10 protein-coding genes are annotated in these 14,432 nt (G+C 72.5%); 9 read left to right on the top strand and 1 reads right to left on the bottom strand.

What is annotated here, in order from left to right:
- Nucleotides 1-384: 384 nt before the first annotated feature.
- Nucleotides 385-1,899 carry a hypothetical protein gene (locus tag ABTX18_RS09465; protein ID WP_352122155.1) on the top strand — a complete coding sequence of 505 codons (1,515 nt, stop codon included), beginning with the start codon at nt 385-387 and terminating at the stop codon, nt 1,897-1,899.
- Nucleotides 1,900-2,298: 399 nt separating this feature from the next.
- Nucleotides 2,299-4,209, top strand: coding sequence for a S53 family peptidase (locus ABTX18_RS09460; RefSeq protein WP_352122154.1), 1,911 nt, complete (start codon nt 2,299-2,301; stop codon nt 4,207-4,209).
- Between the two features lie 194 nt (nt 4,210-4,403).
- Here ABTX18_RS09460 and ku read toward each other — a convergent pair whose 3' ends face one another.
- A complete protein-coding gene (ku, locus tag ABTX18_RS09455; RefSeq protein WP_352122153.1) occupies nt 4,404-5,606 on the bottom strand; it encodes a non-homologous end joining protein Ku in 1,203 nt (400 codons plus the stop codon).
- 60 nt (nt 5,607-5,666) lie between these two features.
- On the opposite strand from ku, the gene ligD reads away from it, so the two are divergent.
- The 7 genes from ligD to ABTX18_RS09420 all read left to right on the top strand — a co-directional run bounded on the left by ligD (nt 5,667) and on the right by ABTX18_RS09420 (nt 14,427).
- A complete protein-coding gene (gene ligD / locus ABTX18_RS09450) occupies nt 5,667-6,563 on the top strand; it encodes a non-homologous end-joining DNA ligase (RefSeq protein ID WP_352122152.1) in 897 nt (298 codons plus the stop codon).
- Nucleotides 6,564-6,746: 183 nt separating this feature from the next.
- Nucleotides 6,747-8,876, top strand: a complete 2,130-nt coding sequence (locus tag ABTX18_RS09445; protein ID WP_352122151.1) for a HEAT repeat domain-containing protein — start codon at nt 6,747-6,749, stop codon at nt 8,874-8,876.
- Nucleotides 8,873-9,202 carry a zinc ribbon domain-containing protein gene (locus ABTX18_RS09440; RefSeq protein WP_352122150.1) on the top strand — a complete coding sequence of 110 codons (330 nt, stop codon included), beginning with the start codon at nt 8,873-8,875 and terminating at the stop codon, nt 9,200-9,202. Before ABTX18_RS09445 ends, ABTX18_RS09440 begins: the two co-directional genes overlap by 4 nt.
- Before the next feature lie 134 nt (nt 9,203-9,336).
- Nucleotides 9,337-10,140, top strand: a complete 804-nt coding sequence (locus tag ABTX18_RS09435; protein ID WP_503061115.1) for a hypothetical protein — start codon at nt 9,337-9,339, stop codon at nt 10,138-10,140.
- Nucleotides 10,137-11,480 carry an ATP-binding protein gene (locus ABTX18_RS09430; protein ID WP_352122149.1) on the top strand — a complete coding sequence of 448 codons (1,344 nt, stop codon included), beginning with the start codon at nt 10,137-10,139 and terminating at the stop codon, nt 11,478-11,480. Before ABTX18_RS09435 ends, ABTX18_RS09430 begins: the two co-directional genes overlap by 4 nt.
- A gap of 75 nt (nt 11,481-11,555) precedes the next feature.
- Nucleotides 11,556-12,935, top strand: coding sequence for an FtsW/RodA/SpoVE family cell cycle protein (locus tag ABTX18_RS09425; RefSeq protein WP_352122148.1), 1,380 nt, complete (start codon nt 11,556-11,558; stop codon nt 12,933-12,935).
- 34 nt (nt 12,936-12,969) lie between these two features.
- Nucleotides 12,970-14,427 carry a peptidoglycan D,D-transpeptidase FtsI family protein gene (locus ABTX18_RS09420; RefSeq protein ID WP_352122147.1) on the top strand — a complete coding sequence of 486 codons (1,458 nt, stop codon included), beginning with the start codon at nt 12,970-12,972 and terminating at the stop codon, nt 14,425-14,427.
- Nucleotides 14,428-14,432 lie beyond the last annotated feature (5 nt).

Raw genomic sequence — 14,432 nt, 5'->3', positions numbered from 1 at the left:
CGCCCCCGGGCAGGCCCGGGGGTGTGCTGCTTCCTCGTGGTCGATTCCACTGAGCACCCCTGAGGGGGGCGCGCGCCAGTCACAGCGATGCGTACCTTACCGGGCGCGGCCGGTCTCCCGCCCGGCGTTGCCGCGAGTGTCAACTTCCGTCCGTGTTTCCGCCCCTTCGCGGGTGCATGGGCGGTGATGAACAGGGGCAGATTCACCGAGGAAGACGTGGGCTCGACGGTTGGGGGACCGATGGAGTCGGGGGATCAGGGGACGGGCGGGGACTCGGCGGCATGGCCTGGTGCGGTGCCACCGGCGCCGGGGTATGCGCCGGGGCCGGCGCCGGACCGGGTGCCGGCGGGGCCGCCGTCCGGGCCGGTGCCGCCGGGCGCGGTCGTGCGGGCGTTGGCTGTCGCGTTGCTCAACCTCACCGGCCTCGGGGCCGGTTATGTGCTGGTGGGGCGGTGGTTGCGGGCCTTCCTGTGCTGGGTGGCGACGGGCTGGCTGCTGCTCGCGGCGCTGCCCGCCGAACCTGACGGGGTGTCCGGGGGCCTGGTCGCCGGGTATCTGCTCGTGCTGGCCGTCGCCGCCCTGGACGGGGCGTGGACGGCACGGCGGGCGGCGGTGGGCGGATCCTGGCGGCCCGTGGTCGCTGCGTGCGTGGGTCTCGTCCTGCTGGCCGTCCCGGCGGGTGGCGCGATGTATTACGGCTCCGCACGGGACGAGGCGGTCGAGCAGATGCTGCTCGACCGGCTGGACGAGGGGGACCGGGCGGTGGAGACCGCGTCGGCGAAGCCCTTTGAGGCGGGGAAGGCGGACTACGGCTCGGCGCTCGCCGTCTACCGCGGGCTCGGTGAGGACCATCCGGGATCGCGGGCCGGGAAGCTCGTCCCCGGACGGCTGGACGCGTTCTACAAGGCCATAGCGGCGCCGTACCGGCAGAAGAAGCACTGCGAAGCCATCGAGCCGCTGACCTATCTGCGCTCCGTGCCCGATTCGATCGACGCCGGGCTGCTGGGCGAGCTGGCCCGCTATGCCGACGAGCCGCTGGCCGATTCGATGTACGCGTGCGGTGTCTCGCAGTTGCGGGACGGGACGGCCGAGGTGAGCGGCGGGGCTCTGGGTGAACTGCTGCGCGTCTTCCCGGGATCCCCGCAGGCCGGAAAGGTCGGACCCGCCGTCTCGAAGGAGATCACGGCGCGGACGGACGCGGTGCGCGGAGGCGATCCCTGCGCGGCGACGGAGGACCTTCGCCAACTGCGGGCCTCGGTCGCCGCGTTGCAGGACAGGGACATCTCGGCGCTGGCGCGGGCGGCGGACGGGGGCATCAGGAACGGTGTGTACGCCTGTGGTCTGGACGAGTTCAGGAGCAAGCAGTTCGAAGAGGCCCGCAAGACGCTGACCGGCTTCGCCGACACCTACAGGAAGGACGAGCGCAGGGTACGGGCCAAGGACATCGCAATTGCCGCAGAGATAGCCGACACCCGCGCGGCAGCCGGAACGCGGCTGCCTCCCGCGCACGCGCCGGGCGGTTCCCGGATGGAGCTCGTCATCTCCAACGACGCCCCGGACGGGGTCGAGGTGCTGTACACCGGACCGGTCACCGGCCGGGTGGACATCAAGGGGTGCGGCAGCTGCACGGCGTACTCCTGGTCGGTGGGCGCCCTGCGGGCCTGCAAGGCAGCGGGGAAGAGCTACCCGCGGGTGACGCTGCGGCTGCCCGCCGGCGAGTACCACTTCCTGTACAAGCACCGGGTCGATTCCGAGGATTCCGGGATCACCGGGGCCGATGTCAGCAGTTACGCGGACGGTTCCACGATCCAGCCCGGCTACCGGTACACCGGCTGCACCTACGTGACCAACTCGACGTCGTTCGGGGGTGGATTGACGGACACCGCCTCCACCGGCTGACACGACCGCAGCCTCCCGCAGGCACTGCGGAGCCGTCGTGAGGTTCCGCCGGGATGCCGCCGGGGCGAACGAGGCCGCTGGGGCCTTCCGGGTACCCACGGCCGCTGGTGCAGGCTCTCCGCAGCCGCCGGGGCCTTCGCGGCTCCCGGGCAGGGCGTCCGGGGTACCCGCGGCCTCCGGGCAAGGCCTCCCTCCGCCTCCGGCGATTCCCCACGAACCGACCGTCGCCTGCGCCCCTTGGCCGAGTCTTGGTGAACGCATGCCCCCTACATGAGGCGTTCCTCGCCAGAGTGGCGCATTACATGTGCACATCATCCGGCACATGCTCCACACGCGAGACCCACATCGCAGGGGGTTGTTTTGATTATCAGCCGCGCCCGACGACGCACCGCGCTGAGCATGGTGGCGACACTGCCGCTGCTCGCCGGTGCGCTCGCCCTCGGGATACCCGACGCCGGCGCGGATTCCGCGCCCGGCGGCCGGGACGCGCTGCAGGGCACCAAGCCGGCCTGGGCCACCGCCTCGGCCGACCAGGGGGCCACGGCCGACGGCGCGAAGGTCACCGTCCGGGTCCACCTGGCCGGACGGGACGCGAAGGGCCTGGCCGCCTACGCGGCCGCCGTCTCCGACCCGCACTCGCCCTCGTACGGGAAGTACCTGAGCGCCGCGCAGGCACAGGCCCGGTTCGGGGCCACACAGAGTCAGATCGACCAGGTCAGCAGATGGCTGGAGACCAGCGGGCTGACCGTCACCGGAGCCGGCCGGCACTACGTCTCGGCCACCGGTGAGGCGGCCCGGGCCGAGAAGGCGTTCAGCACCCAGCTGCGCAACTACCGCAAGGGCGGCCACACCTACCGCGCCCCGTCCACCAACGCCTCGGTGCCGGCCGCGCTGAGCGAGGCCGTACTGGCCGTCTCCGGCCTGGACAACGCACCGCACCAATCGAGCCATGACGAGGTGCTGCCGCCGCCGGACGCGGTGTTCCGCAACTCGGGGCCGTTCTCGACCTACTTCGGGTCGAGGACCGCCTCCGCCCTGCCGAGCGCGTACGGGGCCAAGGTTCCGTACGCGATCAAGGGTTACACCGGCAAGCAGTTGCGGGCCGCGTACGGCGCCGGCGACTTCACCGGCAAGGGGGTGACCGTCGCGATCACCGACGCGTACGCCTCCCCCACCATCGCCAAGGACGCCGCCGAGTACGCGAAGCGCAACGGCGACGCGCCCTACCGGCGCGGGCAGTTCAGCCAGGTGCTGCCGGACGACTACACGAAGACCGAGGAGTGCGGAGCCTCCGGCTGGTACGGCGAGGAGACCCTCGACGTCGAGGCGGTGCACGCGGTAGCGCCGGACGCCGGCATCGTCTACGTGGGCGGCGCGTCCTGTTACGACGACGACCTGCTGGACTCGCTGAACAAGGTCGTCGACTCCCGGCTCGCGGACATCGTCTCCAACTCGTGGGGCGACATCGAGGCCAACCAGACCCCCGACCTGGCGCTCGCCTACGACCAGGTGTTCAAGATGGGCGCCGTCGAGGGCATCGGCTTCTACTTCTCCTCGGGCGACGACGGCGACAACGTGGCGTCCACCGGCACCAAGCAGATCGACGTTCCCTCCAACTCGGCCTGGGTGACCTCGGTCGGCGGTACGTCACTGGCCGTCGGCAGGAACAACGCGTACCAGTGGGAGACCGGCTGGGGCACCCTGAACGCTCCGCTGTCGGCGGACGGCACGAGCTGGACGGGCTTCCCCGGGCCGTACACCTCGGGCGCGGGTGGCGGCACCAGCTCCACCGTGAAGCAGCCGTTCTACCAGCGCGGGGTCGTGCCGGACTCGCTGGCGAAGGCGAACGGGAGGACCCCGATGCGTACGGCCCCGGACATCGCGGCCGTCGCCGACCCGAACACCGGCTTCCTGGTGGGCCAGACCCAGACGCTGCCGGACGGATCGCTGGGCTACGACGAGTACCGCATCGGCGGTACGTCGCTGGCCGCGCCGGTCATCGCCGGTGTCCAGGCCCTGGCGCAGCAGGCGCAGCACGGGCGGCCGATCGGTTTCGCCAACCCGGCGGTCTACGCCCGCTACCACACCAAGGCGTACCACGACGTGACGGACCACCCGCTGGGTGTCGACCGTGATCTCGCGGTAGCCCGGGTGGACTTCGTCAACGGCTACGACGCGACGGACGGCCTGCGGACCTCGGTCCGCAGCCTGGGCAAGGACGCCTCGCTGTCGGCGGTGCGGGGGTACGACGACGTGACGGGTGTCGGTACGCCGGCCTCCGGCTATGTGAACTCCTACCGCGGGCGCTGAGCGTCGGGGACGGGACGGGGGACGACCGGACGGCCGTCACGGGGCTGAGGCTCTGCGGCGGCCGTCCGGTCTCATTACCCGCATGCGGTGCGGTCGCGTGTCAGCGGCCGGCCTGTGCGGTGAGGTAGCGGTCCAGGCCGCCGATCAGGATGGGGGCAGCGCATTCGATTGCGGCGGGAAGGCTGCCAACCCGCCTACGCGGAGGCGCGTTTGCGCGGGGCGGGCTTCTCCCCGCTCTGCTTCTTGGCCGTCTCCGACTTTTTGGCAGGCGCCGTCTTCTTGGACGCGGTCGTCTTCTTGGACGCGGGGCTCTTGGACGGGGCACTCTTGGACGCGCCCGCCGTCGACGCGGTCGCCTTCGCACCGGACCGGCTGCCGGACGCGGCCTTCTTCGCCGTCGTCCTGCTCGTGCCCGCCGTGGACTTCTTCGCCCCCGAGGACTTGGGTGACGAGGCGGACTTCCGGGCGCCGCCGCCGGAGTCCGATCCGGAGGAGGAAGAGGAGGAGCGCGACACCGACTTGCCCGTGGGGGTCCTGCGAGTGGTGGAGCCCGACGGCTTGCGGTCCGCGATCGAGGTCACCTTCGCGACCGGTGCCCCCTGCTCGTCCCCCTCCTCCTCGCCGCGCGCCTCCTTCGCGGCCCGGACGCTGTTCTCCAGGGCCGCGAGCAGGTCGATGACCTTGCCGCCGGAGTCGCCGGGCTCCGGCGGGGGCAGCGTCTCCCCGGATGCCTTGGCGGCGATGAGTTCCTCGACCGCCTCGCGGTAGTCGTCGTGCAGCGAGTCCAGGTCGACCTCCCCGAGCGTGTTCATCAGGGCGTCCGCCAGGTCGAGTTCGGCGTCGCGGACCGAGACGTCGCCCTCCGGAGCGACCCCTTCGGGCGCCCGGATCTCGTCCGGCCAGAGCAGTCCGTGCATCGCGATCACTTCGTCGACGACCCGCAGCATCCCCAGGCGTTCCCGCCCTCGCAGCGCGTACTTGGCCAGGGCGACCTTCCGGCTCCGCTTGAGGGCCTCACGCAGCAGGGTGTACGGCTTGGCGGCCGGCACCCCGTTGGCGGAGAGGTAGTAGGCCGCGTCCATCTGGAGCGGGTCGATGGTGTCGGCCGGCACGAAGGCGACGATCTCGATCGTCTTCGCGGTGGGCAGCGGAAGCGAGCCGAGATCCTCGTCGGTGATCGGGATCATCGAGCCGTCCGCGTCCTCGTACGCCTTGCCGATCTCGCCGGAGGCCACCTCCTCGCCGTCCAGTTCGCACACCTTGCGATAGCGGATGCGGCCGCCGTCGGCGAGGTGGACCTGGCGGAAGGAGACCGAATGGTTCTCGGTGGCGTTGATCAGCTTGATCGGGATGCTGACCAGCCCGAAGGAGATGGCGCCGTTCCATATGGACCTCACCGGTCACCCCTTGCGTGTGCTTTGCCCGTATAGATCACGTTTTCATGTGATTCTTATCGTATGACGCCGATCACAGTGGTGGAGGGGCGGCGGCTGTCGCTCAGCAACCTGGACAAGGTGCTGTATCCGGCCACCGGAACCACCAAGGGCGAGGTCCTGCACTACTACGCGGCCACGGCCACCGAGGTGCTGCTGGCGCATCTGCGGGACCGGCCCCTGTCCTTCCTCCGCTATCCGGACGGGCCGGACGGGCAGCTGTTCTTCACGAAGAGCCCGCCGCCCGGTACGCCGTCCTGGGTACACACCGCCCCCGTGCCGCACCACGAGAAGGAAGAAGCCAGACAGATCGTCGTGCAGGACCTCCCCTCGCTGATGTGGGCGGCCAATCTGGTGGTGGAGTTCCACACGCCGCAGTGGCGGGCCGACGCTCCGGGGCTGGCCGACCGGATGGTGTTCGACCTGGACCCGGGGCCGCCCGCCACCGTCGTGGAGTGCTGCTCGGTCGCGCTCTGGCTGCGCGAGCGCCTGGCCGCGGACGGACTGGAGGCGTACGGGAAGACGTCCGGGTCCAAGGGGCTGCATCTGCTGGTGCCGGTGGAGCCCACCGCGTCCGCGCAGGTGTCGGCGTACGCCAAGCAACTCGCCGTCCGGGCGGAGAAGGAGCTTCCGGAGTTGGTGGTGCACCGGATGAAACGGGCGCTGCGGCCGGGCAAGGTGTTCGTCGATTTCAGCCAGAACGCGGCGGCGAAGACGACCGCCACGCCCTACACCCTGCGCGCACGGGCCGAGCCGGCCGTCTCGGCTCCGGTCACCTGGGCGGAGATCGAGGCCTGCCGCACGCCCGGGGACCTCGTCTTCCTGGCCGGTGACATGGCGGAGCGGCTGCATCGGTACGGCGATCTGCTCGCGCCCCTCACCGATCCGGGCCAGGGGCGGCCGATTCCCGGCACGCAGTAGGGCGACGCCGGTGGCGGCCGATTCCGGACACCCTGTACGGCTCCGGTGGCCGGGACATACCGCATCAGCGGTGATGTTGTCATGTCCAGAGGCAAAAGCGCGATGGGGCGGGTGGATTGTCCGAGCGGTGGTGCACACTCGGCGCAGACACTGCTTCGTGGGAAACCGTGGGGAGGCGATGCCGTGTTCGCGGGGATCGACGAGGTCGACTGGACCTCGATGGAGCACGCGTACGGGCCTGCCGACGACGTGCCGGACCTCCTGCGCGGGCTGGCGTCCGCCGATCCGTCGGAGCGCGAGTCCGCGCTGGACGGAATGTACGGGGCGGTCCACCACCAGGGTGATGTCTACGCCTGCACGCTCGCCTGTATCCCCTTCCTCTTCGAGCTGGTCGTCGATCCGGCGGTCCCGGACCGCGGGGGCATCGTCGAGCTGCTGACCAGCATCGGTGGCATCGACGTCGACGAGGACGACATCGGCGCCGCGGAGGACGAGGCCGAGGCCGAGGGCGCGGCCAACTACGCGATGGCGGCGGCGGCCGTCAGCGCGGGCGCCGGGGTCTTCTTCGCGCTGATGGCCGACGAGGACCCGGGGGTGCGGGTCTCCGCCCCGCTGGCCCTGGCCACGCTCCATGGCAGCCCGGCCCGGGTCCTGGCCCTGCTGCGTGAGCGGCTGCCGGTCGAACGGGACGACGAGGTGCGGCTCGCTCTGATCGAGGCGGCGGGACGGGTCGCGCTGCGCCACGGACCGCTGACGGGCCGGATCGCCGACTGGCTGAGCCGGCTGGCCGCCGAGGCGAATCCGCCCGGGCTGCGGCTGGCCGCCCTGGCCCAGCTGGCGCGGTGCGCGCCCGGGGCCCTGCCGGGCGATGTGGTCCGGATGGTGTCGGGTCTGCTGCGGCAGCTGCGCTCGGTCCCCGGGGCGCCGGAGGTTTCCCCGGCCGGGCCCCGGGCCCTCGGGGTACCCGCGGATCCCGCCGCCGAGGCCGCACCGGTGACCCTGGTCGGGCAGCTGCGGGCCCTGTCGGCCGAGGGCAGGACCGGGCGCACGGCGCCCTGGACGGCCGATCTGCTGCGCACGCTGCATGTCGGTCTCGACGACCGGGTCGCCGACCGGACGGCACTGCTGACCGACCAGCTGTGCAGCCCCGACCCGGGCCAGCGCATCGACGCCGTCCGGATGACCGGCGGACTGATCCGGGCCTGGCGCGGTTCGTACGGCGAGCTCGTCCGGCTCGTGGGCGAGCAGCTCGTCTCGGACGAGCCGAAGCTGGCCGAGGCCGCCTCGCACGTCCTGGAGGAGCTCTTCGGCCTGGCCGCCCCGGCGGGGGACGCGCTGGCGGCCCGGGTGGCGGCCGATCCGGGTGGCTGGGTGAAGGAGTGGGCGAGCGGGCCTCCGGGGCTCGGCAGTGCGGTGAAGGCGCTGTCCCGGCTGGGCGACGCACGGGCGGTGCCCGCCCTGGCGGCGGCGCTGGAGCGGCCCGAGGTGCCGCACGACGTGGGGTACGCCCTCGGCCATCTGGGGCCGGCCGCCGCACCGCTGGCCGGGGTGCTGCGCCGCCGGCTGAGCGAGGTCCGGCTGGACGAGGAGGCGTACGACCGGGCGAGCCCGCTGCTCGCCGGGCTGACCGCGCTGCGGGCGGGCGAGGCGGCGCCGGAGGTGCTGCGGATCCTGCGCGGGGCGCCCGAGTACCGGGGCGAGTGGCTGCGTACGGCGGCGCTGCGGGCGCTCGGCGCGTTCGGGCCGGCGGCGCACTGCGCCCTCCCGGAGCTGCGGGCGCTGGCGCGCCGCCCGGGGACGGCGGGGGCCGTGGAGGCGGCCGAGGCGCTGTGGGCCGTCGGCGGGGACGCCGGGGCGGTGCTGCCGGTCCTGATCGAGGGGCTTCAGGCGGAGCACGCGCGGGAGCGGCGGGCGGCGGCGAGTGCGCTCGGCCGGCTCGGCCCCCACGCGGCGGTGACCGCGCCGCGGCTGCGGGCGTTACTGCTCCATGAGGAGCTGTGGGTGCGGGTGGACGCGGCGATCGCTCTGTGGGAGGTTTCGGGACGGGCCGCGGAGTCCGTTCCGGTTCTCCTCGCGGCCTGGGAGAAGAACCGTCACGTCAGGGTTCGGGTGGCCGAGTGCCTGGCGCGGACGGGGGCTGCCGGCGCGGGGCCGGACGCGGCAAAGGTGCTGCGCGCCGAACTCGCGTCCGTACGCCGTCACCACGCGATGGACGGCGGATACGGCAGCCACGACACGTACGAGGACGAAAAGCTGCTGGCGCTCTGCCGCCGGGCGCTCCTGGGGAATACGGGGAAGGGACCCACGACATGATCATTTTTGGCACGCGAGGCTATCTCTACCAACTGGCCGTCCTGACGCTGGTCTGCGGCTGGTGCGGAAATCCGGCGGCGCACACCCTGCGCAAGCGGGTGACGAAGTTCACGCTCTTCTTCGTGCCGCTGTTCCCCTTCTCGACGAAGTACGCCACCCAGTGCACCTTCTGCGGCGGGGAGCAGCAGATCCCCAAGGAGCAGGCCGATCAGCTGCTGGCGCAGCACGTGGCCTCGCAGGGCGGGAACCCCTTCGGTCAGTCCCCGCAGCAGCCGGGCTACGCTCCGGGCACGCAGGGCCAGGGCCAGAACCCGTATCAGCGTTGAAGCAGCGGTACCGCACGGCGGTGTCGAAGTATCAGCACTAAATACGCATAAGAGACTTCCTTCCGAATAAGGTCTACGGAGCCGGGGCCGTGCACACGCGCGGTCCGGCCGGGCCGTCGGAACGGGAGGAAGACATGCGTCCGCAGCACCGGACGGCGCGCCGCGCCACTGCCGCCGTCATGGCTCTCACGGGCGCCGCGCTGCTGGCCGCCTGTGGAACCGGCGGTGAGCTGAAGAGCGCCGGGCACGCCCCGGACGCCATCGGCCCCGCCCGCCTCTGGCCGGAGCTGCCGCCCGCCTCCGCCGCCCCGTACGACTACGGCGAGGGCGAGACCGCGCATATCCCCGGGATCGCTGTCCCGGGCGGCGATGTGCGCCGGCTGGACCCGGTGGCGGTGGTGCAGGCGGGACTGAACGCCCGCCCCGACCGGGCCAGCGGCACGGCCGCGTTCCCCGCCGAGACGGTACGACGGATCAACGCCTGCCGGACCGCGCCCGCGTCCTGCCCGGTGCTGAAGCCCTACTACCGGGATCTGACCGGCGACGGCCGCGACGAGATGGTGCTCGGCGTCCAGCTGGCCGACCGCCAGCTCTCCGTGCGCGTCTACATGCCGGAGCCGAGCGGACTCACCCGGATCATGTCGACCTCCGACGCGGTGATCAGCGTGGAGCTGGCGGGGCGGGACCTGATCATGCGGGCGCCGTCGGCCATCACCGGGTACGAGTACCGCACGGCCTGGTCCTGGGACGGCCGGCAACGCGCCATGCTGCCCACGCAGGACGAGATCCTGCGGATGGCCCCGGGGGACGGGCCGGGCCTGCGCCGGGCCCCGAGCGCCCGGCCCTTCACCCGGCCCTCCGCCGACGCGAGCCCGACGCCCGGCACCGCCGCGCCCACCGCGGCCCCCTCGGCGCCCGTGACCGCGGAGCGCCGGTGAGGGGCCGGCGGGCGGGCGCGGCCCGGGCCCGCCGGCCCGGGCCGCGGCTGCGCCTGCCCGCCTGGACGGCGACGCTCACCTGGAAGTCCGCGGTCTTCATCACCGTGATGTGCTGCGTGCTCGCCGCGCTGCTCGGCGTACTGGTGCACACCGCGGTCACCCGGCAGACGGTCGGCCACGCCCGGGAGAAAGCGCTCGCCCGGCTGGAGGACGCCACCGCCGCCTACCGGGCGGGCGGGGCGCTGCCGCCGCGTTCCGGGCTCGATCCGCCGGGGCTCCCGGCATCGCTGCGGGCCCTGGCGGTGGGCGGCGAGCGCGGCACGATGGTCGCCGATCACCGCGGCCGCCCGACGATGTGGGCCGCCGCCCCCGCCGACGGGCACGCCCTGGCGACGCAGGTCGACTACAGCCAGAGCGCCCGCACCATCAACGGCCTGGACGGGGCGATCGTCGGCTCCTCGCTGCTGGCGATCGGCGCCACGCTGCTCGTCGGCGCGTTCTCCGTCACCCGGGTCACCCGGCGGCTGCACCAGACCGCGCGGGTGGCCCGCCGGATCGGTGCGGGCGATCTGGACGCCCGCGTCAACGACCCCCGCACGGCCGACCCCTCGCGCCGGCAGGACGAGGTCGCGATCGTCGCCGGAGCGCTGGACACCATGGCCTCGACGCTCCAGCGCAAGCTCGTGGCCGAACAGCGCTTCACCGCCGATGTCGCGCACGAGCTGCGCACCCCGCTGACCGGCCTGTCGGCCGCCGCCGAACTGCTGGCGCCGGGCCGCCCCTCCGAGCTGGTCCAGGACCGGGTCCGGGCGCTGCGCGCGCTGACGGAGGACCTGCTGGAGATCTCCCGCCTCGACGCCCGTACCGAGCAGGTCGATCTCGCCGTGCACGAACTGGCGCCGCTCGCCGAACGGGTGGCACGCACCACGGGCCCCGGCACCGAGGTCAGGCTCGCACCGGGCGGGCCGCCGGCGCGGGTCGAGACGGACAGGCGGCGCCTGGAGCGGGTGCTCGGCAATCTGATCGGCAACGCGCACCGGCACGGCCGCCCGCCGGTCGTGCTGACGGTCGACGGGCCGGTGGTGACCGTACGCGACCACGGCGAGGGCTTCCCCGGCTATCTGCTCGCCGGCGGGCCGCAGCGCTTCCGCACGGAGGGCGGCACGAAGGGGCACGGCCTCGGGCTGACCATCGCCGCGGGGCAGGCGGAGGTGATGGGGGCCGGGCTGACCTTCGAGAACGCCCCGGACGGCGGAGCGGTGGCCCGGCTGACGCTGCCGGAGTACGTACCGCTCGACGAGGGCGACGCGGAGCCACCGCGTTCCTCCGCGATCGCCTGACGGCACGCGGACCCCACGCACCTCTCCATCAGGACATAAGGGAAATACCACCCACCTCTTGCTACGTTGCGTGGCATGACCGCAACGACGGCGGACGCACCCCCGCCCGAGCTGCGCCTGCCCAAGCGGCGCGGCGTAGAACTCTCGCTCCTCATCGGGGCCGTCCTCATCTCCGTCTACGGCTACGCCGCCGTCGGTCTGGCCCACGACGACGCGGTCCCCCCGGACGTCGCCGGATACGGCGGCGGGCTCGGGCTGCTCGCCCTCCTCGCCCATCTCGCCGTCCGCTTCCGCGCCCCGTACGCGGATCCGCTGCTGCTGCCCATCGCCGTGCTGCTCAACGGCGTGGGGCTGGTGCTGATCTACCGGCTCGATCTGGAGACGCCGAGGGACGAGGCCGCGCCCACCCAGCTGATCTGGTCCACGCTCGGCGTGGCCTTCTTCATCGGGGTGGTGGTGTTCCTGCGCGACCACCGGGTCCTCCAGCGCTACGCCTACCTCTCGGTCGCCGCGGCCCTCGTCCTGATGATCGTGCCGATCTTCTTCCCGGCGGTGAACGGCGCGAAGATCTGGATCAGGATCGGAGGATTCTCTTTCCAGCCCGGTGAGTTCGCCAAGATCCTGCTCGCCGTGTTCTTCGCCGCCTACCTCGCGGCGAACCACAACGCCCTCGCTTACACCGGCCGGCGGATCTGGAAGCTCCAGCTCCCCGCCGGCCGGGTGCTCGGCCCGATCGTGGCGATCTGGCTGCTCAGCGTCGGCGTCCTGGTCCTGGAGCGCGATCTGGGCACCTCGCTGCTGTTCTTCGGCCTGTTCGTGATCCTGCTGTACGTGGCGACCGGCCGGACCGGCTGGATCGCGGTCGGGCTGCTGCTGGCCGCCGTCGGGGCGTTCGTCGTCGGCTCCTTCGAACCCCATGTGCACAGCCGGGTGCAGGACTGGCTCGACCCGTTCGCCTCCATCGACGCCGGCCGGGGCCCCGGGCAGCTCGCCCAGTCGCTGTTCGCCTTCGCCGCGGGCGGGATGCTCGGCGCCGGGCTGGGACTCGGCCACTCCATCCTCATCGGCTTCGCCGCCAAGTCCGACTTCATCCTGGCGACGGCAGGCGAGGAGCTCGGCCTGACCGGGCTGACCGCGCTCTTCCTCCTGTACGCGCTGCTGGTGGCGCGGGGCTACCGGGCCGGGCTCGCCCTGCGGGACGCGTTCGGGCGGCTGCTGGCGATCGGTCTCGCCTCGATCCTGGCGCTCCAGGTGTTCGTGATCGCGGGCGGGGTGACGGGGCTGATCCCGCTGACCGGCATGGCGATGCCGTTCCTCGCGCAGGGCGGTTCGTCCGTGGTCACCAACTGGATCATCGTGGCGCTGCTGATCCGGCTCAGCGACGTGGCCCGCAGGCCCCACCCCGAGAGGGCGGAGACCGGAGTCCTCGCACCGGCCCCGGAGGACGAGCTGTGATGCCGCACCCGTCGACCGCCCGGGGGGCCCTGACATGATCCGCCACATCCGCCACGCCGCCGCGTTCTGTCTGCTGCTGCTCGTGGCTCTCCTGGTGAACGCGGCCCGCGTCCAGGTCTTCGAGGCCGGTGAACTCGACGACAACCCCACCAACCGCCGGACCACCATCGCCCGTTACGACCAGCCGCGCGGCAACATCCTGGTCGGCGGCCGGCCCGTCACCGGCTCGAAGGACACCGGCGACCAGTTCGCGTACGAACGCACCTACCGCGACGGGCCGCTCTACGCACCGGTGACGGGATACGCCTCGCAGACGTACGGCACCACCCTGATCGAGCACGCCGAGGACGCGATCCTCTCCGGTACCGACTCGATGCTCGCCCCGCTCCCCTTCTGGAACGACATCACCCGCGGCCGGCAGCCGGGCGGTGATGTCGTGACCACGATCAAGGATTCCATGCAGCGCGCCGCGTACGAGGGGCTCGGCGGCCGGCGGGGTGCGGTCGCGGCCGTCGATCCGACGACGGGCGAGATCCTGGCCCTGGTCTCGACCCCCTCGTACGACCCCGGGCGGCTCTCGGGCACCGGTTCGTCCGTCACCGACGCCTGGCGCGAGCTCAACGCGTCCAAAAGCCAGCCGATGCTCAACCGGGCGATCCGGCAGACGTATCCGCCGGGCTCCACGTTCAAGATCGTGACGGCCGCGGCGGCGCTGGACGCCGAGGTCGTCACCGATCCGGACGCCGGGACCGACACCCCTTCCCCGTACGTCCTGCCGGGCACCTCGACCACGCTGCCCAACGAGGCCCGGGGCTGCGAGCAGGCGTCGCTGGCCGAGGCGATCCGCGTCTCGTGCAACACCGTGATGGCGCACCTCGGGGTGGAGGTCGGACTGGACGGCATGGTGGAGGCGGCCGGCAGGTTCGGCTTCAACGACACGGAGCTGAAGATCCCCTCCGGGGTGGCGAAGAGCAACTTCGACACGGACATGAGCGACGACCAGCTGGCGCTGTCCTCGATCGGCCAGTTCGACACGACGGCGACCCCGCTCCAGATGGCGTTGGTGGCCGCGGCCGTGGCCAACGGCGGCGACCTCATGCGCCCGCACCTGGTGGACCGTACGACCACGCACAGCGGCTCCACCGTCCGGACCACCGGCCCGCGTTCGTACCACCGGGCGATGAATCCGATGACGGCGATGCGACTGCGGCAGATGATGATCGACGTGGTGCGCAACGGCACGGGCACGAACGCGGCCATCGACGGGGTGACGGTCGGGGGCAAGACGGGCACCGCCCAGCACGGCATCGACAACTCCGGTACCCCGTATGCCTGGTTCATCTCCTGGGCGCAGGCGGCGGACACCGGGCGGCCCGCCGTCGCCGTCGCCGTGGTCGTCGAGGACGCCTCCGCCGACCGGGCCGACATCAGCGGCGGGGGAAGTGCCGCTCCGATCGCCCGTTCCGTGATGGAGGCGGCCCTGGAAGACTGAGTGGG

Source organism: Streptomyces sp. NPDC096323 (assembly GCF_040302845.1).
GTDB lineage: Bacteria > Actinomycetota > Actinomycetes > Streptomycetales > Streptomycetaceae > Streptomyces.
The sequence above is the reverse complement of the archived record's forward strand: the minus strand, read 5'-3'. Positions and strand labels throughout refer to the sequence as shown.